19 protein-coding genes are annotated in these 19800 nt (G+C 38.0%); 5 read left to right on the top strand and 14 right to left on the bottom strand.

Going from position 1 to position 19800, the window contains the following annotated elements; translation table 11 throughout:
• Nucleotides 1-17 precede the first annotated feature (17 nt).
• The 11 genes from MWU78_RS04625 to MWU78_RS04575 form a co-directional block, all read right to left on the bottom strand.
• Complete coding sequence (locus tag MWU78_RS04625) at nt 18-188, bottom strand: Lacal_2735 family protein (RefSeq protein WP_246995450.1); 171 nt, start codon at nt 186-188, stop codon at nt 18-20.
• A gap of 5 nt (nt 189-193) precedes the next feature.
• Nucleotides 194-733, bottom strand: a complete 540-nt coding sequence (locus MWU78_RS04620; protein WP_246995449.1) for a glutathione peroxidase — start codon at nt 731-733, stop codon at nt 194-196.
• 3 nt (nt 734-736) lie between these two features.
• A complete protein-coding gene (locus tag MWU78_RS04615) occupies nt 737-1420 on the bottom strand; it encodes an SDR family oxidoreductase (RefSeq protein WP_246995448.1) in 684 nt (227 codons plus the stop codon).
• Nucleotides 1421-1431: 11 nt separating this feature from the next.
• Complete coding sequence (locus MWU78_RS04610) at nt 1432-1662, bottom strand: hypothetical protein (RefSeq protein ID WP_246995447.1); 231 nt, start codon at nt 1660-1662, stop codon at nt 1432-1434.
• Nucleotides 1663-1666: 4 nt separating this feature from the next.
• Nucleotides 1667-2365 (bottom strand): GTP cyclohydrolase I FolE, encoded by a 699-nt coding sequence (folE, locus tag MWU78_RS04605; RefSeq protein WP_246995446.1) that lies wholly within the window; start codon nt 2363-2365, stop codon nt 1667-1669.
• 83 nt (nt 2366-2448) lie between these two features.
• Entirely contained in the window at nt 2449-2670 is a 222-nt protein-coding gene (locus MWU78_RS04600) for a TIGR03643 family protein (protein ID WP_348647060.1), read from the bottom strand.
• Between the two features lie 17 nt (nt 2671-2687).
• Nucleotides 2688-3119 carry a hypothetical protein gene (locus MWU78_RS04595; RefSeq protein ID WP_246995444.1) on the bottom strand — a complete coding sequence of 144 codons (432 nt, stop codon included), beginning with the start codon at nt 3117-3119 and terminating at the stop codon, nt 2688-2690.
• A 112-nt stretch (nt 3120-3231) separates the two neighbouring features.
• A complete protein-coding gene (locus tag MWU78_RS04590) occupies nt 3232-4656 on the bottom strand; it encodes an SDR family oxidoreductase (protein WP_246995442.1) in 1425 nt (474 codons plus the stop codon).
• A 42-nt stretch (nt 4657-4698) separates the two neighbouring features.
• On the bottom strand, nt 4699-6009 hold the full coding sequence (locus MWU78_RS04585) for an AarF/UbiB family protein (protein WP_246995440.1): 1311 nt from the start codon (nt 6007-6009) through the stop codon (nt 4699-4701).
• Nucleotides 6010-6018: 9 nt separating this feature from the next.
• Nucleotides 6019-6675 carry a TetR family transcriptional regulator C-terminal domain-containing protein gene (locus tag MWU78_RS04580; RefSeq protein WP_246995438.1) on the bottom strand — a complete coding sequence of 219 codons (657 nt, stop codon included), beginning with the start codon at nt 6673-6675 and terminating at the stop codon, nt 6019-6021.
• Nucleotides 6676-6958: 283 nt separating this feature from the next.
• A complete protein-coding gene (locus MWU78_RS04575) occupies nt 6959-7858 on the bottom strand; it encodes a MerR family transcriptional regulator (RefSeq protein WP_246995436.1) in 900 nt (299 codons plus the stop codon).
• Between the two features lie 200 nt (nt 7859-8058).
• Between MWU78_RS04575 and MWU78_RS04570 the strand changes: the two genes are divergently transcribed.
• Together MWU78_RS04570 and nhaA are read left to right on the top strand one after the other, a co-directional pair.
• Nucleotides 8059-10293, top strand: a complete 2235-nt coding sequence (locus MWU78_RS04570) for an FUSC family membrane protein (protein ID WP_246995435.1) — start codon at nt 8059-8061, stop codon at nt 10291-10293.
• Nucleotides 10294-10524: 231 nt separating this feature from the next.
• Nucleotides 10525-11832, top strand: a complete 1308-nt coding sequence (nhaA, locus tag MWU78_RS04565) for a Na+/H+ antiporter NhaA (RefSeq protein WP_246995433.1) — start codon at nt 10525-10527, stop codon at nt 11830-11832.
• Between the two features lie 46 nt (nt 11833-11878).
• On the opposite strand, the gene MWU78_RS04560 is transcribed toward nhaA, so the two are convergent.
• The 3 genes from MWU78_RS04560 to MWU78_RS04550 all read right to left on the bottom strand — a co-directional run bounded on the left by MWU78_RS04560 (nt 11879) and on the right by MWU78_RS04550 (nt 16600).
• Nucleotides 11879-13033, bottom strand: coding sequence for a PepSY-associated TM helix domain-containing protein (locus MWU78_RS04560; RefSeq protein WP_246995431.1), 1155 nt, complete (start codon nt 13031-13033; stop codon nt 11879-11881).
• Nucleotides 13034-13053: 20 nt separating this feature from the next.
• Nucleotides 13054-15432 carry a TonB-dependent receptor gene (locus tag MWU78_RS04555; RefSeq protein ID WP_246995429.1) on the bottom strand — a complete coding sequence of 793 codons (2379 nt, stop codon included), beginning with the start codon at nt 15430-15432 and terminating at the stop codon, nt 13054-13056.
• A 325-nt stretch (nt 15433-15757) separates the two neighbouring features.
• A complete protein-coding gene (locus tag MWU78_RS04550; RefSeq protein ID WP_246995427.1) occupies nt 15758-16600 on the bottom strand; it encodes a universal stress protein in 843 nt (280 codons plus the stop codon).
• Between the two features lie 156 nt (nt 16601-16756).
• Here MWU78_RS04550 and MWU78_RS04545 point away from each other — a divergent pair, with 156 nt between their 5' ends.
• The 3 genes from MWU78_RS04545 to MWU78_RS04535 all read left to right on the top strand — a co-directional run bounded on the left by MWU78_RS04545 (nt 16757) and on the right by MWU78_RS04535 (nt 19666).
• Nucleotides 16757-17206: a hypothetical protein gene (locus MWU78_RS04545; protein WP_246995425.1), complete on the top strand. Its 450-nt coding sequence runs from the start codon at nt 16757-16759 to the stop codon at nt 17204-17206.
• 215 nt (nt 17207-17421) lie between these two features.
• Nucleotides 17422-18504, top strand: a complete 1083-nt coding sequence (locus tag MWU78_RS04540) for a DUF6544 family protein (protein ID WP_246995423.1) — start codon at nt 17422-17424, stop codon at nt 18502-18504.
• A 133-nt stretch (nt 18505-18637) separates the two neighbouring features.
• Nucleotides 18638-19666 (top strand): zinc-dependent alcohol dehydrogenase family protein, encoded by a 1029-nt coding sequence (locus MWU78_RS04535; protein ID WP_246995421.1) that lies wholly within the window; start codon nt 18638-18640, stop codon nt 19664-19666.
• The last annotated feature ends 134 nt before the right edge of the window (nt 19667-19800 follow it).

The following is a 19800-nucleotide window of genomic DNA, read 5'->3' as shown; positions in this document are numbered from 1 at the left end:
GAATATAATTGTTTTGCTTAATTCTTTTGTAGGGCCATCAGTTCTTCCAAAACTTCCTGTGCTTCCACATATTTTTTGTCGCTTTCCAATCTGTTGATACTGGAAAGTGTGTGCCACTCCTTCATTAACGCGTTGTACTTTTCTTGAAGTTTTTCTTCTTTGGATTTCTTTTTAAATATTCCGAACATGACTATTATTTTAGGTGTTTTGTGATTTTGGAACTCATGGGATTTGTGTTTGAGAAGAAATAATCTACCAATTTTCCTTTGTCGTCCACAAGATATTTTTGAAAATTCCATTTTACAGTGGAAGTTTTAACTCCGTTTATAGCTTTGTTTGTAAGCCATCTATACAAGGAATGTTGGTTTTTGCCTTTTACATCAATCTTTTCGGTTATTAGGAATTTCACCCCATAATTTATTTCACAAAATGTTTCAATGTCTTTGGCCTTTCCCGGTTCTTGGCCTCCAAATTGATTGCATGGTAATCCAATGACCACCAATTTATTTTTATAGGCTTCATGAAGCTTCTGTAGTTCCGTATATTGGGGAGTAAAGCCGCATTTTGAAGCCACATTTACAAATAAAATATGCTTTCCTTCAAAGTCCTTAAGGTTTATGGGTTTTTGGCTTATGCTATTAATACTAATGTCATATATGGTTTGCAAATCTACCTTTTCTTCAGGTTTTGAACCCGAGAATAGAGTTGCCGCAAATATTTTGAACGGGTTCATACATTAAATTTTAAATGTTACTATTCCGCAGTCCATTTCAAAAATTTGACCCGAGATAGAGGAGGCTTTGTCCGATAATAAAAATTCCGCCATATCTGCCACTTCCTTGGGGTTGAGGAATTTCTTTAGCGGATGCCGATCTTTTATGTTTTCTATCATCTTATCGTTACGCAGAAGCTTGGAAGCCAATTGCGTATCTGTAACCGTGGGTGCAATGGCATTTATGCGTAAAGTTGGTGCCAATTCCGCACCCAAGGATTTTACCAATCCTTCTACACCGGATTTGGCGGTGGCAATACTTGCGTGGTAAGGCATACCTAATTTGGAAGCTACGGTGCTAAAGAGTAAAACCGAGGGTCGTTCGCTTTTTTTTAAAACGTTCAGATACTTTTGAATAGCCTTTACGGCTCCAACAACATTTATTTCAAAATCATCCCTAAAGTCCTCCAAGCTTAATCTTGCAATGGGTTTTAAATTGATGCTTCCTGGACAATATACCAAGGCATCCATCGCTGAAATTTCAGGTAACTCGTCACTTAGTATGTCACAATTAAAATGTGTTAAATTGGAGTGGGTTTGTTCTGGGACAGACCTACTAATGTTGATTACTTTATGGGAATCAACCAAAGTTTCAACAATAGCATTTCCTATGCCTTTGCTGCCTCCAATTATAACTATTGTTTTCATTTTATGTATGTCTATAGGTTGCTGATCAACTGCCTGCCCTTTAATCTTTTTTCTACTTTTCGTTTTATTGCTGTTAAGCGCTTCATGATATCCATGATCTTTTCATCCTTTTGGCTCTTGTAAATTTCGTTCAAGCCCAATATTAAAGCTTTTGCTTTTCGTGAAATTTCAATCCTGTCGCTAGTTGAAAGCGATTTTAGTTTTCTTTGTTCAAATTCTAATGCTTCGTTAATGATATCCATAATATTAATTTTTGAGATAATTTTGTAATTCTGCTATTTTTGATGAGGTATTAAATTTCCCTCCATAATAGGAGGTTACGGTTGCGGACGTTTCATCTTTAATGCCCCTTGAGGAAACACATAAATGTTTGGCATCAATTATGACCGCAACATTGTCCGTACCTAAAATACTTTTCAAATCCTCTGCGATTTGATTGGTAAGGCGTTCTTGTACCTGTGGACGCTTTGCATAATATTGTACAATTCTGTTCAATTTGGACAATCCTATTACTTTTCCAGAAGAGATATAAGCTACATGCGCTTTTCCGATGATGGGAACAAAATGATGTTCACAGTTGGAATAGAAGGTAATGTTCTTCTCCACCAACATCTGGTTGTATTGATACTTATTGTCGAACAATGCAATTTTTGGTTTGTTTTCAGGATTTAATCCAGAGAAAATCTCATCAATATACATCTTGGCTACACGTTCCGGTGTTCCTTTTAAGGAATCATCTGTTAAGTCTAAACCCATAACATCCATAATTTCCTCAAACAACAAGGCAATACGTTGTTTTTTCTCTCTGTCATTTAGTTTAAAGGCGTCCAATTTCATTGGTGTTTCCAAACCGGTATACAAATGATCGTCACCAATATCCGTATGGGTAAATCCATTTAATTTTTGGCTATTTCTATTGTTTAAGGTCAATGATTCTCTATTCATGTTATCTTTTTTAAGTGCTGTACTCATGAACTTATCCATAAGGCAAAGCAACGTTATCGTTTTGAAATTGAGTTGTTTGTAATTTATTTTTGTCTTGAACATTTAAAGCGCCCATGGCCAAACGTTCTTAATTGTTGGTGTTTGGTAGCCCGACCTTTAACCCGTGAACGCCACATTTTAAAACTACTTGGATTTATTTCCCGGCGAATCAGTTTTATTACTTCCGGTTCAGAAATCGATAACTGATATTCAATAGCTTCAAAAGGCGTTCTATCTTCCCAGGCCATTTCAATAATTCGGTCTATATCCCTTTAGCTTTTGATCATTTGAATTTTAGAAAACCATATTTGGCCTTATACTTCTCTTTTAAAATAAAAAGTTTGTCAAAGAAATGTTTATTTTCTTTAAAGTTCTTGTCTAGTCTAAACCGAATAAAACGTCCTTGGGAATATATATGGTTGCTGTTGCTTTTGTAAATATCCAATTGATAATATGGAATTACCCAGGTAAAATTGCTCAGGCCTTTTATAATTCTTATAAGTATTCCCAAGGGGCGTAATTCTATATTGGCCAAGGTAGGATCAAAGGCCCGGTTTAAATAGGCTTTCAAATTTGGGCTCGAATCCTCGATGATCATTCTTTTAGAAATGCTCCCTTTCATTTTTATGGTTTTTATAAAACTGAAAGGCCTCCCTACAACATCATTGATAAGCAAGGAAATATCTTTGTTTTTATGTGAAGTTTCTAAAATCATCTTGAATTCTGTTATCAAAGCTACAAAATGTTTAATAGTTTTTAAAATTAGTTAAACAAAAATGGATTCTATTTATTTATGGCGGTATAGGATATAACTATATAAAAAGGTTTTAATTGGCAACAAGTTTATTAATCAACCCACTGAAAATTAAACCGTGGAACGGATATACGCTATACCAATACAAACGGCCAGCAAGTCCACGTGGCCTAAAGGTTGCTGTTTGTTTTAAAAGACCTTCTTCAATTTTGAATTCCAGCCAAGCCTCTCCCGGTAGCTTCATTTCAGCATATAACAAAAGTTTTTTTTCTTTTTTATCGCTGAAAATCACACGCCAAAAATCTAAGGCGTCCCCTGCATCCAATTCGGAAATATGGGTTCTACCACGACGTAATCCAATACCGCCTGCAAATTGGTCCAGATAACCCCTTATTTTCCAGAGAAAGTTTCCATAGTACCAACCTGTTGTTCCGCCTATAGACCAGATTTTATTAATGGTGTCCTCCTCATTTTTGACTTCACGTTCTTTGTAGTCTTTAAAACAGCCGTATTGGGGAACATTAATATATTTGTGAAGGCTATTCTTTAAGCGGCCACTGCTTACCATGGAATCTTTCCAACTGGATACAATACTGTTTTGTTCAATTTTTTCAAAAGCCAGTTCCACAGCTTCTTTGTAGGTAATGGGATCCACCTTCAGAAGTTGATTTATATTGCTGGGTTTCCCAACAATTTGGACTCCCATACTATCTACGAGTGCTGTTGCCAATTTGTAGGAGGTTGAGGTAACAAAATACAGCCAATAGGAAGAAAGTTTTGGTGTCATTACCGGAACTGTTAGGATATAGCGCTTTAGCCCCCTTATCTCAGCAAACTCCAAGAGCATTTGTTTGTAGGTCAATATTTCGGGTCCGAAAATATCATAGGAAGTGTTGAAAAGCTCTTTTTTTCCTTTTGCCCTTGATAGAAACGCTAATACATCCCTTACCGCCAATGGTTGTGTTTTGGTATTAAGCCATTTGGGAGCTATCATAACAGGTAATTTTTCTACTAAGTCTCTAATTATCTCAAAGGATGAACTTCCTGATCCCACAATAATACCGGCCTTTAAGACGGTAAGCCCGTATGAATCCGAAGCCAAAATGTCCTCAACATTTTTTCTTGATCGTAAGTGTTTGGATAGTTGATCATCGTTGGTAATGCCACTTAAATAAATGACCTGTTCTAGTTGGGAAGATGAAAAATATGATTTGAAATTAGCCGCACAAGCGGCCTCCAGGCGTTCAAAATTGTTGGAAGAGTTAGACATGGAGTGGATTAAGTAATAGGCCACATCAATATCTTTAGGGATATTTTTGAGTGTTTCCGGTTTTAAAAAATCTGCCTCAACTATGGTGATGTGTTCATCCTTAAGATAATTTTTGTCGGCTCTTAATTTATCCCTTACGGCACAGACCACCTGATGCCCTTCATTGATCAAAATGGGAATCAATCGTTTTCCGATATAACCGGTGGATCCTGTTACGAGAATTTTCATCTGTTGCTTTAATTGGATAAATCATTCAATGGTAATACTACATTACAAGCCAATAAAATTATTGATCTTAATATTGTTGGCCTTTAAATCGAACATGAGATTATATAAGCCAAAAAAGGTCCTGTTGATATAAATAAAATGTTTGGAACCTCTATTTCCATTCATTTTTCGCAATTCCGTACTCTTGGAATAACGTTGCCCCAATTCGGTGATTTTTCCAAAGAATTCACCATCCGAAAAGTCAAAGGTTTCTACATGAAACGGTTGGGTGAAAAGACTCAACAGCTCATGGAACATATCAGTGAAGAATTCCGTTTCTTCCTTGGAATCGTCTTCACGCAAAATTTCCAATTCGTATAATTTGGAAACAAAAAATTTGTGATTACTAATATTTTCCAGTATTGCAAGTTCAAAATAGGGGATATAGAATTCATTGGGGATAATTTTCATACAGCCAAAATCCAAGGCAATTAATTGACCTTCTTCGGACACCAGGAAATTACCTGGATGTGGGTCGGCATGTACTTTTCTGAGTTTATGTATCTGAAACATATAAAAATCCCATAGTGCTTGACCTAATTTGTTGGCTTTTGCTTGATCGGAATTGTAGGCCGCAAACTCCGAAAGGTGTTCGCCTTTCATATAGTCCATGGTAATAATGCGATCAGAGGATAATTCTTCATAATATTGAGGAAACAAAAGGTTGGGAATAAATGAGCAGGCCTTAGCAATTTCCTTGCTCTGTTTCATTTCCAACACATAATTTGTTTCCTCAACGAGTTTTCCTTCAACTTCTTTAAAATACTTGTCCGAGTCTTTTCCTTTTATATTGAACATTTTAATAGCGATGGGTTTAACCAAGGCTAAATCGGAGGCTATACTCTCGGCAACTCCAGGATATTGGATTTTCACAGCAAGTTTTTTCCCATCTTTTACTGCCTCATGGACTTGTCCTATACTGGCGGCGTTTACTGAAGTTGTGTTGAAGAAATCAAATAATTCACTCGGCAATTTGCCAAAATAATTTTTAAAGGTTTTAAGTACCAAAGGAGGGGACAAGGGTGGTACGGAAAACTGGGCCAAGGAAAATTTTTCTACATAGGCCTGGGGCATTATACTTTTTTCCATGCTCAACATTTGAGCTACTTTAAGCGCACTTCCTTTGAGCTGTTTAAGGCTGTCATAGATATCCTCCGCGTTGTTTTCGTTGAGTCGCGACCTTGCCTCAATTTCCGTTTTAGTAAGTTTATCCCCGTAGTATTTGAGGTAATTAACCCCAACGCGAGCGCCCGTAGAAACCAATTTTGAAGCACGATGTATTTTTGAAACAGGAATATTGTCTATTGTTTTCATCTACGGAATTTAGTTTGTGTGCATTCTTTCCTTGAAAATGAATTTTCCAAAGTCGAGCACACTTTTAAGAGGCGCAATATTTAAAACATCAAAACTGGTGTTGACCGATTTTTCAATAAAAATGTCGGTCTTTTCAAAAGAGGCAGAGGTGTCGTCCATCCAGAATTTTATGGTCAAGAGCAATTGCAGCCAGGCCGATTCCTGTAGCGCGCGTTGCTGAATTTTATCTATTTGTTCCTGCTTTATGTCAAGAGTCTCTATATTCAGGCCCTCAATGTACGTGGTAAAACTCTTTTTTAGCTCAGATAATAATGTTAGACTCTTGAGGCCATTTTTATGGCGATCTAGTGCATAAACTACATAACTTCTATTGGCAGTCAAATTTTCAAAAAAAGTGAAGTAGAAACTCAATAGTTTATTACGGGCATCGAAAGATTTGTAGTCTTCGCTTTTTTCCAAAACAGAAAGAGTATTGTCGAAAAAGGCTTTGAAAACGTGTTTTTCAATGGCCTCAAAAGAACCAAAAAATTCATAAAATTTTGATTCTTCAAAGTTGTTCGCTTTAGCAAAAGCGTAGACCGATTTGGGGTTTTCGTTATTTTCTAGGACAAAATCCATATAGGATGAAATAATGTCGTTTTCTGAAATTGTTTTCTTTTTAGCCATTACTATAGTTTGTAAGGTACAAGATACAAAATGTTTAACCTTTTTGTTTAAATATTAAACAAAATTTAACTTGGTTTTAGAATATGGTGGTTTATTATAATCTTTGAAGGCCTAAAGTTCTTGCCCTAAGAGTGGATAAAGTATAAAGTAAAATAGTTGGTTCGGGTTAAATCCCTTGATTAAAATCTGTAGAGCACGGATCTCTTAAAAGTGGTGTTAAAACCAATAATTGGGGGTAGCAAATTTTTGACTGTGCTACTATTTTGCTATGGAATTAAGCAGATTAAAGTTTTTGGACCAATTCATCTATTTGGGAAAATGGAACAATGGCTTTGGGCAGATCTCTTTGATTTATTTTCTGGAGCATTTTACCCAGTATCCATAGCTCGGAGGTATTGTCTGTTAATAGCAAATCATGAAAATCTCTGAGATATGCCATAATATTGTCCTTATCCGGTTGAACGGTAAAATAGGAAACAAATACAATATTGTTAAATAAGGGTTTTAAATCCTTTAAACTAAATATTGGGATACTCTGCCCAAGAAAAATGGTTTGGTAGCCTTTAGACAGGATTTCATAATTAAGAAACATCAGGCCCAACTCATGAATTTCATTATCGGGAAGGTACAGCACAAAGGTTTTGGAAGTTTTGGTAGGGGTGTTAAATTGTAACTTTTCAGTATTCACCAAAATCTTTTGCTTGATCAAGGCGCAAATAAAATGTTCGTGGGAGGGTGTTATGGTGTCTGTCTGCCAGAGTAGTCCCAATTCATGTAAAAAGGGGATAAAATCTTCATAAAAGATATTCCTAAAAGATTTTTCTTTTAATAGCTTGTTATAAGTTTTGAAGAATAGAGCTTGGTCAAAATTCATCATGGACATTTTTAGGGAATTTAAAACATGTCCGTTGTAACTTTGCTCAGAAATCAAATCTCTCACAACGTTGGGAATTAATTCCTCTCCGAGTTCCGATATCTTTGAAATCTTATAACCGTTATTATATAGAAACGTTACGTTCAGTAGTTTTTGTAGGTTCTCTATGTTGTAACATCTTATGTTGGTATCCGTTCTGTTTGGTTGAAAAAGATTGTAGCGCTTTTCCCATATTCTAATAGTATGGGCCTTTATGCCAGAAAGATTTTCAAGGTCCTTGATGCTAAAGTTACTTTTAACGTTGTTCATTTTTTTTCAGAAAAAGTTAAACAAAAATATCGTTTTTATAGTTTATTTCAAAGTTTCAACAAACGTTTCATTTATAGGTCCGTTCATTTGATTCCTTTATGTGCCAGTTATTTTTCCAGGGAATATTTCCCGAAAACAGAATATCCCAATATTTGCCATAGCCATGGCAAATCGTATCTTTATGGCTGAACAATTATGTATTGAAAACATACAGCCAGATCATTTTCAATAGTTTCAGGGAACTGCTGCACTTCTTGAAAAGTACCAATTTCTCTAAGGCCATTTTGATTGCCATAGCAGTTACAGTACCAATTTTACTTTCCATTAGATGGGGACATATAGAAATTGGACTAGCGCTATGCTTTGGGGCCTTTTGGAGTTCGCCCAGTGATGTGAGTGGCAATTTTCGCCACAAGAAGTATGGAATATTGTTTTCTGCGGGCTTGGTAATGTTGGTAAGTTTTATTGGAGGGTATTTGAAGTTCGAAACTTGGCTATTGATTCCTGTTTTGGGACTTCTAACTTTTGCTATCGCCTTTATTTCGGTCTATGGGTTTCGAGCTTCCCTAATTAGTTTTTCCGGCTTGTTGGCCCTGGTATTGAGTTTCGCCCATGAATCGAAGGATTTGGAAATTTATGAATATGCACTTTTAATAGGTGCTGGTGGACTCTGGTATTTGCTCTTGGCAGTACTTTGGTACCGAATAAACCCCAAAGCGCAAACCGAGGAACTCTTTTGGGAGACCTATAGGCTCACGGCCGAATTTTTGGAAACTCGGGGTAAACTGGTAGGCCCGAAGAAGGATCGATTGGAATTACAATCCCAATTATATGAAATACAAAGCAAGCTGATTGAGCATCATGAAACCTTGAGGGAAATTTTACTTCTCTCAAGGAAGAGCTCGGGAAGATCCAGTTATCAGGCCAAGAGACTGTTGATCTTTGTTGAATTGATAGATATGCTTGAGACCGCTATAGCCAATCCGGTCAATTATGACAAAATGGATGCTCTTTTTGGGGACCACCCCGAGTTTATAGAAAGCTTTCAGAATCTAATATTCGAAATGGCCGATCAATTAAGGATAATCGCCGAAGTGGGAACCGACCAAAGCAAATTTCCCAAAAATTCCAAAATGGGCCAATGTTTTGAAAAGGTTGAACGGGAAATAGCCAATTTTAGGAAGGAGACGGGTACTGAAGACTATGAAGGATTCCTCATGCTTCAAAACCTATTGCAATATCTGGAAAAACAATTTGAAAAACTCAAAAAGATCAAGTGGCTTTTGGGGAATCCGGATTTGGGTTCGGTAGATTTGGTAGATCAGACTTCGGCCAAACGTTTTATAGTGGCCCAGGATTATGATCCCAAATTATTGCTGAGCAATTTTAGTTTCAGGTCTACCATATTTAGACATTCGTTAAGGTTGTCTGTAACCGTAATGATAGGGTATGCCCTAGGTAACTTCTTCGATTTTCAAAACCCATATTGGATACTCTTGACTATTATCGTAATAATGCGGCCCAGTTATGGTCTTACTAAATCCCGTACAAAAGATAGAATTATAGGAACCCTTTTAGGTGGAGCCATTGCAACTGGTTTTGTTTTTTTGATACAGAATCCCTATGTATTTGGGGCCTTGGGAGTGGTGTCTTTGGTTATTGCGTTTTCAATGGTCCAGAAAAATTATAGGGCAGGGGCAACATTCATAACACTTACCGTAGTATTTGTTTATGCCATTATCCGTCCAGATATTATAACTGTTATACAGTATCGAGTATTGGATACCCTTATTGGAGCTGGACTGTCCTTTGTGGCCATGTTGTGGATTTTGCCTGCTTGGGGATTTATGGAGATAAGGGAGCAAATAGAAAATAGCGTCAAGGCCAATAAGGAGTTTCTTGCCCAAATAGCCAGGTATTACGAACAAAAGGGAAAGGTGACAACGACCTATAAGGTGTCGCGTAAAGAGGCTTTCGTGGAAACTTCCAATCTCAGTTCGGCCTTTCAAAGAATGGCACAAGAACCCGTATCCAAACAAAAAAATCTGGATAAAATATATGAACTGGTAGTGCTTAATCATACCTTTCTTTCGTCCTTGGCATCATTTAGTACTTATATCCAGAACAATCCTACCACTGAGGCTTCGTTAAAATTTAAAAATTTTATTTCTGAAATTGATAAAAACCTGGAACAAGTACTTCTTGCATTGGCGGGATCAAATTACGACCAGGCACCTTTAGACCTTCATAGCGATCAATTCTCCAAGGAACAGCTTCCCACCTTTGTGCCGAAAAATATTGAACTTTCTTTTAAGGTAGATGAAAAATTGGACCGCCAACTTCAGGAAGCCCATTTGGTCACTGAACAATTACACTGGCTATTTTCCTTAAGTGGGAAAATGTTAAGGTTGGTCTCAAAAATTGAGTTTGAATAGAGGATTAAAAGTAGACTTTAGGCTGTTGTTTGTTGAATGTATGCCCGAAATTGGAGAGAAATTGCTCAATACTTTCTGCTGATCGGCATATTATGGAATTGACTTTTAATAGTTGAGGTCACAAATTTCATTAATTAACAAGAACTAGGAACAATTACTTGTCCTGCTCAATTCGATGCATTTCTGTATTTTTACATTAATGGCATTTCCGTATACTCACTTTTAAATTATATGATTAAAAGAATTATTCTAACCCCGTTTCAAAAATTTGTAAAAATCGAGAGTTTAAGTGGTATCCTCTTGTTTGGTGCCACACTCATAGCTCTGTTTTGGGCTAATTCTGGGTTTAGTGAGTCTTACAATTCCCTTTGGCAATATAAAATTGGTATCAGCTCTGACGCTTTTCAGCTTACGAAACCACTTTCTCTTTGGATCAACGATGGCCTCATGGCCTTATTTTTCTTCTTGATCGGATTGGAAATAAAAAGAGAACTTCTGATAGGTGAGCTTAATGAACTTCGTAAAGCTATTTTTCCATTGTTTGCGGCATTGGGGGGAATGCTCTTTCCCCTGGCTTTATTTCTTTTTTTAAACAATCAGCCCCAAACGGCTCCGGGATGGGGAATTCCCATGGCAACGGATATTGCCTTTTCATTGGCAATCCTTCAGCTCTTAGGGAAAAGGGTTCCCTTAAGTTTAAAAATATTCCTAACTGCTTTTGCCATAGTGGACGATTTGGGCGCTGTTCTGGTAATTGCTATTTTTTATAGCGGTGGGGTTGATTGGCTTTTAATTTTATATTCTTTAATTCCCTTACTAGTACTTTCTTATCTCGGTTTTAAAGGTATATATTCCAAATATTTGACTGTAATTCTGGGATTTGTTATTTGGTTGTTATTTTTAAAATCGGGTATACATCCTACAATAGCCGGCGTGCTAGTGGCCTTTACCGTACCTATTCGGCAAAAGATCGATATGAATTATTTTAAGGAGAACCTATCCAAAATAATCGAAGGTATTTCCCGATCTAATATCGAGAAGGTTCCTGTCCTGTCCAAAGAACAAATAGAACATTTGGACGACCTGGAAGATTTGACAGACAAATTTACATCGCCACTTCAACGGTTGGAACATCGCCTTCATGGTTGGGTAGCTTATTTTATTATGCCGGTTTTTGCCTTGGCCAATGCAGGAGTGGTTTTCAGTGCCAATGTAGATTTTGATACCTCTTTGATGATAAATATTGCTATAGCTTTATTTCTTGGTAAATTGATTGGGATTACATTGATGTCTTGGTTGGGTGTTAAACTCAAGTTGGCACTATTGCCAGATGATATAAACTTTATTCAGGTTGCCGGAATAGCTATTTTAGCCGGAGTAGGCTTTACCATGTCCATTTTTATTGCCAACCTCGCCTTTTCAGATAATGTAATACTCATAGACTCTGCCAAGGTGGGTATCTTGATAGGCTCAGTTATTTCCGGTTTGGTGGGGTATCTTGTATTGCGTTGGAGTGGCGGAAAAGAAAAGGGCCAATAAAGGCCCTATCATTACTTAAATATGTTGAAACCTCAAGGAATTAGGTTTAGACAAATGCAGGTTGTTTCCTTTTCGACTTTTTTATTTTTAGTTTGTTGATCCAGATAATGGTTCCCGTAATGGGTAAACTAGTAGCGATCAAGCAAGCGAAAAAGTAAATAATCTTTGAAAAGCTGCCGTAAATAGTACCTATGTGTATAGGTTTGATCAAAGAGGCTATCTGAACGTTCAAGGGCTTATCGGCAAAGAGATCCTTATGCAGTAGGGTGCCATCCCTATCCCACACAAGTTTATCGGTTATTACGGGTGAAAATCTGGAATTGTTGTTTTTGGTTATGGTATAGACCTCATTGTCCGTAGCTGGTATTGTAATTGTGGTCTCACCTTCAAAGGCCAACTCCGCTGACGTAAGCTGTAGTATCTCTTCAAAGGTTTTTTCTGTCGTACCTGGCTTTAGTGCCGATTCAAACTTTGGCCCACCACCGCGATTGCCGAAAACCTTGGTGCCCAATGCCATGCTCCCTGCATCACGATACCATTCAAAGGACCAGAATAACCCGGTGAGCGACATGATGACCAAAAAAATACAGGCGTAAAATCCAAGTGTGTTATGTAGGTCGTGGTTGATCCGTTTCCAATTGGCTTTAAACTTTATTTTAAAGCCTGGTTTAAAGCTCTTCCATTTCAATTTTTTAGGAAACCATAATACAATACCACTGATTGCCAGCAAGAGAAATATTATGGTGGCCACACCTACGATTGGTCTACCAATTTCGATATCCATTAATAACCACCTATGCATTTTGAACATGGTTAAAAAGAATCCGTCCAATGAAGATTTTTGTTCTTTTTGGTATTCCCCTGAAAATGGATCTACAAAGTAGGTAGTACCCCTTCTCTCCTGTGGTGAAGTTTTTACGCTGAACTTTAGTGCTTCATCCCTAACTGCCGGTATGGTGACATTGCTTACAATCCCTTCCTTGGACAAGGTCTCCTTTAGTTCCATAAGGGAAAGAGGGCTTCCAGAAGCATCTGCAACAACGAAATCTTTGACAAAGAGATCTTTAATTTCCTCTTCAAAAGTCAATACAGTACCACTTAAACAGACAAGGAATAAAATAATCCCACTGCCTATCCCCAGCCAGAGATGCGCATCGTTTATAAACTTTCTAAAAGTATATTTCTTAACTTTTTTGGTCATAATTCAAGAATTGTAAATTGTTAAAGTGTATATCGTAATATCCCCGCAAATGATCTGGGATCGGTCTGGTTAATATAGCTGGTACGATAGGCATTGTATCCTATTTGATCAAAAATATTGTTCGCCATTAGCCTAACATCCCAATGATTATTGAACCTATATCCTGCCTGAAGGTTGGTCAAGGTATAAGCTTCAACATTGAAGGGCTTTTCATTGGGTACTATACCTTCGTGGGTTACAGCCCCTGACGACCAATCGTTTATAGGTCTTTCTCCTGTGTAGTATACGCCACCGCCCAAGGAAAGTCCTTCTAGCATGCCTTCAAATTTATAGTCCAAATAAACATTTGCGGTGTGTTTAGGGGTATTCAACGGTGCAGAACCATATACATAAGAGGTGTGTTCCTTGTACTGTGCGTCAATGTAGGAATAGCCTGCAACCGCAGTTAAGTTTTCCAGGATACGTCCTGTGAGTTCCACTTCCAGTCCCTGCCTTTGATCGTTACCACCCTTTTGGTAAAAACCTGTTGCTACCCAGTTTTCGTCATACACCGGTAAATTAATGTTCTTGTTGTTGATTTTAAAAAGGGTAAGATTAAACCTTAGTCGGTCTGTAAACCAGCTGGTTTTTACACCTGCTTCCAATTGGTCAAAACGTTCATTCCCCAAAGCTTCGCCATCTACACCTAGGCGAGCGGCCGTTCTTGGATAGGCACTATTCGTATAGGAGGCAAAAACGTTAATGTTCTTATAGGGATTAACAATAATACCGCCAAGGGGACTAAAGGCATCACTTTTGTTATTTTCTAAATCGGTGATGGTTTCTGTAGTACTATATCTAATTCCCAAAAAAGTCTTGAACCAATCTGTCCATGAAACCACGTCCTGTGCCACAAGGCCAAAGGATTTGCTTTCCGCCGCTGCCGGATCGCCACTGGTAAGTGCTACATTGGGTAGAGTATTTGAATTGTTCTCAAAAACATTGATGGTATCTATTGCGCTTAGAGACTGACTCGTAGTGCTATACTTGGAAGTACGATAGTCGAACCCCACCTGAAAGGTATGTTTTATGTTTCCGGTTTTAAAATCATCACCTATAAGATCCACTTGTAAAACGCCGTTATCATCAGATCGGGTAGAGGTAGAGTATCCTCTGGCTCGCAGATTGTATTGCTCCACATCGTCTATAGTAACTACACTTCCAAGGCTGGCTCCTTTGTCGTTCAGTTTTAGATGGGATTTATAAAAAGCAGTCTTTAGGGTAAGTTTATCGTTGAGTTGTCTATCGAACCGAAGGGAATAAGTGGTGTTTTTGGTAAGGGAGCGGTCGTTTTCATATCCTAGAAATTGATCTCTGGGAAGATCGTAAATGGCATTGACCTCGTTGGCGGCTAGATTTACGGTACCTACATCTGGGGTTCTACTGTCATCAAAATAGTCGAACTCCATGGTAATTTTGGTTCTATCGTCTATTTTCCATTGTAATGAAGGATTAATATATATACGTTCTGAGCTGATTCCGTCACGGAAGCTATCTGCACGTTCCAAGGCACCGTTGATACGGAAGGCCACAGACTGATTGTCATCTATTGGGCCATAAATATCGAAGGTAGGCCTTACCTGCCCAAAACTACCAAAGCGTTGGGTAACCGCACCTCCAAATTGGTATATAGGGGTTTTGGTTACGATATTGATAACCCCTCCCGGACTTCCTAAATCTGTTGCTACTCCTTGTGTAATTGAAGCTGCCCCTTTCAATACCTGAATATTATCTACCCCCTGCATATCGGTTAATATTCCCACGCCCCTAAAATCGGAATGTACCCTTACCCCGTTTTTTAGGATGGGTATTCCTCTAAAACCACGTGACGACATGCTCTCGCGCTTGTTGCCATAGGTGGCGAAGGTATATACGCCTGGGACATTTTTGGTAGCTTCCGAAATGGTGAGCGCTCCTTGGTTGCTAATCAATTTTTCAGAAATTACGGAAATGCTCTGTATCTGTTCGTAAGGTTCCAATGGCAGGCGGGTAAGGGCTTCAATCTTGTCTGGGTGCGACATTCGTCTTCCAAATACCTCTACTTCGCTGAGGGCATTGTCCATATTCAGTTTAATAACCAGATTGCTGATTTGGGAAGAGGACAGGTTCAAAGCAAATTTTATAGTTCTAAATCCAACCGAACTAACTTTAATCTGCCATTCGCCATAGGGTATTTCGGTTAAGGTATATTGGCCAAACTCATCGGCCATACCGCCTTTTTTCAGGTTTTCTATGAATACATTGGCAAAAGAAACAGGATTGTTTTCACTATCAACTATAGTACCGCTTACAGTGCCATAGTTCTGTGCGCAAATGGCAGTTGTGACCAACAAATGGCAAAATAAGAGAATTTTTTTCATTCTATTTTAATTTAGACTGGCTATAAATAAAGCGCTAAAATAGAATGGATAATTATATTGACCAAAATTATTTAGAATTATTTTAAATAACTAGAGGTGGGATTTGGTGGGGCTTTATTTAATGGGTGATGACAGTAGATAAGAATTTAAAAAAAAACTACAGATATAGTTATTTAGGATGATTTTTTAGGGAAATTATTAAGGGACACCCTAGGAAAGACCGTCTAAAAGGTAATAGAACAAGAAACTGGCCCCAAGTCCATGCAAGGATAATGAAACTTCTACTCTTAACCATGCCTTGGAGCAAAGGGGTTGACATTACAGATTATAAGCCGGCAGCGTTGAAACTTAGGAGGGGTATGGTAATATTCGATACCATTTTTTTTACCAAATCTTTTTTCAGGTATCTTTGAACAAAGGAGTTGTCCTTTCTTTCCAGCATGGCAAATAGGTTGGTTTCCGTTTTATCCAAGTACCTGTTTAATTCCTCAAAAATTTGATCGGAGAATATTAAATCGAAAGTTATTTTCTCATACTTCACTTTTTGAAGAAGCATGTCTTTAAACCATTCCATCTGTTGATCTCCTGCATATTCCTCTTTCGAGGAAATATGTACGATCCTTAAATCAGCGTTGAAAATATTGGCGATTTTCACAAATTTATTGATGGCAAAAATATCGGCCTGTTCAAAATCTGTGGCATAGACCATGGTTTTAAAGATTTCCAGTTCAGAAGTTTCGGGTACCGCCAAAACGGCGCAAGGTGCCTTTTTGACCAAGGCGGTGGTAGCACTTCCTAGGATAAATTCCTTTAGGGCGCTAGTCCCTTTAGTCCCTACAACTATAAGGTCGGCATCGAGGTGTAGTGCTTTTTCCAATATTCCATTCGGCACGGAAGCGTTTTCTTCTGCCGCAAAAGTAATATTGCAGCCTTCCCAAGTGTCTCCGAGATGTTCAGTACAGAAGTTTTTCAACCTGGTATAGTTTTCGGTAAGTAACCTCTTTTCTTTTTTCAAATGACTTACTGAGACTGTGCTCAGGGGTATTGGGATATCAAAAACGTGCATTACCATCAAATTGGCATCGAATTTCTTTGTCATAAGATGGGCCAACTTTAAGGCAGCGACCGAATTAAGGGAATAGTCTGTAGCGTAAAGAATGGTTTTCATTTTATAATGATTTGAATTGCGCTCTTGAAACTAAATCAATATTCCCACGTTGCCAATGACCATTGTCATACTGATCAAAATTCCAAATGATTTAAATCATTTTCAAAGACCTATATACTACCTAATTTTAGAGATGTAATCCTTAAAATAATCATCATGCAAAACACGGAAAACAATAAGGAAGCTCAATTTATTAAGGAAGGGCCATGGTATGAGCTATATGTGCTGACCGAACACTGGAAATCGGATCTGGAGTTCTACCGTGATGATCTTCGTTTTTTACATCATTTAATAGATAAATATTTTATGTGGATTACCAAGCCTGAGAATTTGGATATGGTAAAAGAACTAAAAGCTGGATTGTTCGATTTAAAGAAAAAAAACAGGGATTTACTGGAGAAGGTTGGAAGACATAAGAATACATTGGGCCATATGGTTGAAAATCATAATAAAGCAGATGCCGGCATAATTAGGACCGAGCATGAACATCTGGAAGAGGAGGTCGAGAATTTCGTAAAAAAGTTTCGCAGTAATAGGAAAGAGGTCTTTGCCATTACAGAATTTATAATCGATAGTGAATCCCTTGCAAATTTGATGGGCTCTTGATATGAAGAGCAATATACTCCCATCTGATTACCGTACCCATTTGTTTGTAGTAGTTCTTTCTAGGGTCACTTTTGGAAATTGTAAATGATTGGACCTAATGATTTTGGCCTTCAGGATGTAGGATTATAAACATTTAGGCCAATGCCAAGTATTTCCAGCTAATAGAAGTGAAACCTGAAGCAATTTATTTACTATTAAATTAAATGGTGTAGTATATGCGTATTGCGTTGGCATTGTTAATGATTGTTCACGGCCTCATTCATATTGTGGGTTTTACAAAGGCTTACCAATTTGGAAGCATATCGCAGTTTACTAAAGAAATTTCCAGGCCAATGGGAATACTATGGTTCGTGTCGGCTTTACTTTTTATTGCTACAACACTAGGATTTGTTTTAAAAAAAGACTGGTGGTCTTTACTTGGTATTGTCTCGGTGGTTATTTCCCAAAGCTTAATTGTTACTGGCTGGGCCGATGCCAAATATGGGACTATTGCGAACGCCATTATTTTGATTGCGGTCATTGTAAGTCAATGTAATTTGGCATTTGAAGGGAGTTATACAAAGGATGTTGATGCTGCCCTGAAGGCAGTGGTTCCAATTCAAGAAATTCTCAATGAGAAAGATTTGGAACCTTTGCCGATGTGTGTTCAAAAATATCTGGCGTATGTGGGAGCTGTAGGAAAGCCTAAGGTTTACAATATGAAAATTGTGTTTAAAGGGGAAATGCGGGACAAGGGCAAGGATTGGTTTTTTTTTACATCGGAACAGTACAATTTTATGCCTTCTCCTATGCGCTTGTTTTTTATGAAGGCCAGGGTAATGGGCCTGCCCACCTTTGGCTATCACAAGTATACTAACGAAATGGCGAATATGCGAATAAAACTCCTTTCACTTTTTTCAGTGGTGGACTTGGAGGAACCGGAATTATACCCTACCGAAACAGTTACCTTTTTTAACGATCTATGTTTATTTGCCCCGGCAGCCTTAATAGATCATAGAATAACATGGGAAACCTTGGATGCCCAAAGCGCAAGGGCCACTTTTGATAATAATGGAACTTCTATATCGGCCATTTTATATTTTAATGAAAAGGGGCAGCTGGTAAATTTTGTTTCCAATGACCGCTATTCTGTTTCGGAAATGAAAGCTTTTCCGTTTTCCACTCCTGTAAGTGCCTATAAAAATGTAAACGGCTACTTATTACCTACCTATGGTGAAGGTATATGGCATTACCCTGAAGGAGAATTTGTCTATGGGAAGTTTAGGGTTGTGGATATAGCTTATAATGTTTCCGAATAAAATCTGTAAATCATGAAAATAAACAGGGGTGTAATTTGAATAACCTTAGGAAATGTAAGTACAGGACCGTTATTCCTGTAGAACTAAATTCTGAAATTGAGAAAAGGGATTTTAATAATAATGATCGGTTAGGATGAAAGCAATGATTTTGAATGGTATAAAGGATTTAAGGGATATTAGGTTTCCTTTGGATTTGGTAAATATTCCAATGCCCGAACCTCAAGAAAATCAAATACGGATCAAGGTTTCGGTTTGTGGAGTTTGCCATACCGAGCTGGACGAAATAGAGGGTAGAATATCCCCAATAACTTTCCCTGTGGTTCCGGGGCATCAGGTGGTGGGGATTGTAGATAAATTGGGACTAGAGGTAACCAAATTTAAGAATGGTGATCGAGTAGGGGTTGCCTGGATCTATTCTGCCTGCGGCTTTTGTGAATTTTGTATGGAGGGTAGGGAAAACCTATGTGATCGTTTTATAGCCACGGGAAAGGATGTTAATGGGGGTTATGCCGAGTATATGACTGTAGATGAAAAATATGCACATCGTATCCCCGATTTTTTTTCGGATAGCGAGGCAGCACCTCTTCTATGTGCTGGAGCCATAGGATATAGGTCCGTACAGCTTGCTCAAATAAAGGATGGTGACCATGTGGGTCTTACAGGATTTGGGGCTTCCGCACACCTCGTCCTTAAAATGCTTAGGTACTCCTATCCCAATACCAAAATATATGTTTTTGCAAGGAAATTGGAAGAAAGGTCCTTTGCTATGGAGTTGGGGGCATTCTGGGCCGGGGATACAGCAAATGCCTCCCCAGAGAAACTGGACAGTATCATTGATACCACCCCGGCCTGGAAACCAGTATTAGAGGCACTTACTAACCTTAAGAAGGGAGGTAGGTTGGTAATCAATGCTATTCGCAAAGAGGAAAAAGATAAGAGCTACCTCCAAAACCTAAATTATCAAGATCAGTTGTGGATGGAAAAGGAAATTAAGTCGGTTGCCAATCTAACAGTTAAGGATGTCGAGAATTTTCTAATACTTGCCGCAAAAGCTTCCATCACACCAGAAGTTCAGCTATATTCTTTGGAGGAAGCCAATAAGGCACTCTTTGAAATGAAGGAACACCATATAAGGGGGGCCAAGGTTTTGAAAATTCATTGATTGTCACTTCAGGACCATTCCGTATTTAGGATCTATGGCATTATTAAATTTATACTAGCAGATCTTTTTATAAAGTCTTAAATTATATCTTAATTTTGCTGCCTTAATGGTTGCCGGTTTGAAGGCAGAGTTGT

This window comes from Arenibacter sp. F26102, assembly GCF_023015865.1.
GTDB lineage: Bacteria > Bacteroidota > Bacteroidia > Flavobacteriales > Flavobacteriaceae > Arenibacter.
Note: the sequence above shows the minus strand (reverse complement) of the source record. Positions and strands in the feature narration are given on the sequence as shown.

Excerpts from the sequence above, each read along its gene's own strand:
- MWU78_RS04545 (WP_246995425.1), top strand. The coding sequence starts at position 16,757 with ATGCAAAACACGGAAAACAATAAGGAAGCTCAATTTATTAAGGAAGGG.
- MWU78_RS04615 (WP_246995448.1), bottom strand. The coding sequence starts at position 1,420 with ATGAAAACAATAGTTATAATTGGAGGCAGCAAAGGCATAGGAAATGCT.
- MWU78_RS04575 (WP_246995436.1), bottom strand. The coding sequence starts at position 7,858 with ATGAACAACGTTAAAAGTAACTTTAGCATCAAGGACCTTGAAAATCTT.
- MWU78_RS04560 (WP_246995431.1), bottom strand. The coding sequence starts at position 13,033 with ATGACCAAAAAAGTTAAGAAATATACTTTTAGAAAGTTTATAAACGAT.
- MWU78_RS04590 (WP_246995442.1), bottom strand. The coding sequence starts at position 4,656 with ATGAAAATTCTCGTAACAGGATCCACCGGTTATATCGGAAAACGATTG.
- MWU78_RS04550 (WP_246995427.1), bottom strand. The coding sequence starts at position 16,600 with ATGAAAACCATTCTTTACGCTACAGACTATTCCCTTAATTCGGTCGCT.
- MWU78_RS04610 (WP_246995447.1), bottom strand. The coding sequence starts at position 1,662 with ATGGATATCATTAACGAAGCATTAGAATTTGAACAAAGAAAACTAAAA.
- MWU78_RS04535 (WP_246995421.1), top strand. The coding sequence starts at position 18,638 with ATGAAAGCAATGATTTTGAATGGTATAAAGGATTTAAGGGATATTAGG.
- nhaA (WP_246995433.1), top strand. The coding sequence starts at position 10,525 with ATGATTAAAAGAATTATTCTAACCCCGTTTCAAAAATTTGTAAAAATC.
- MWU78_RS04585 (WP_246995440.1), bottom strand. The coding sequence starts at position 6,009 with ATGAAAACAATAGACAATATTCCTGTTTCAAAAATACATCGTGCTTCA.
- MWU78_RS04625 (WP_246995450.1), bottom strand. The coding sequence starts at position 188 with ATGTTCGGAATATTTAAAAAGAAATCCAAAGAAGAAAAACTTCAAGAA.
- folE (WP_246995446.1), bottom strand. The coding sequence starts at position 2,365 with ATGAATAGAGAATCATTGACCTTAAACAATAGAAATAGCCAAAAATTA.
- MWU78_RS04620 (WP_246995449.1), bottom strand. The coding sequence starts at position 733 with ATGAACCCGTTCAAAATATTTGCGGCAACTCTATTCTCGGGTTCAAAA.
- MWU78_RS04595 (WP_246995444.1), bottom strand. The coding sequence starts at position 3,119 with ATGATTTTAGAAACTTCACATAAAAACAAAGATATTTCCTTGCTTATC.
- MWU78_RS04540 (WP_246995423.1), top strand. The coding sequence starts at position 17,422 with ATGCGTATTGCGTTGGCATTGTTAATGATTGTTCACGGCCTCATTCAT.
- MWU78_RS04580 (WP_246995438.1), bottom strand. The coding sequence starts at position 6,675 with ATGGCTAAAAAGAAAACAATTTCAGAAAACGACATTATTTCATCCTAT.
- MWU78_RS04555 (WP_246995429.1), bottom strand. The coding sequence starts at position 15,432 with ATGAAAAAAATTCTCTTATTTTGCCATTTGTTGGTCACAACTGCCATT.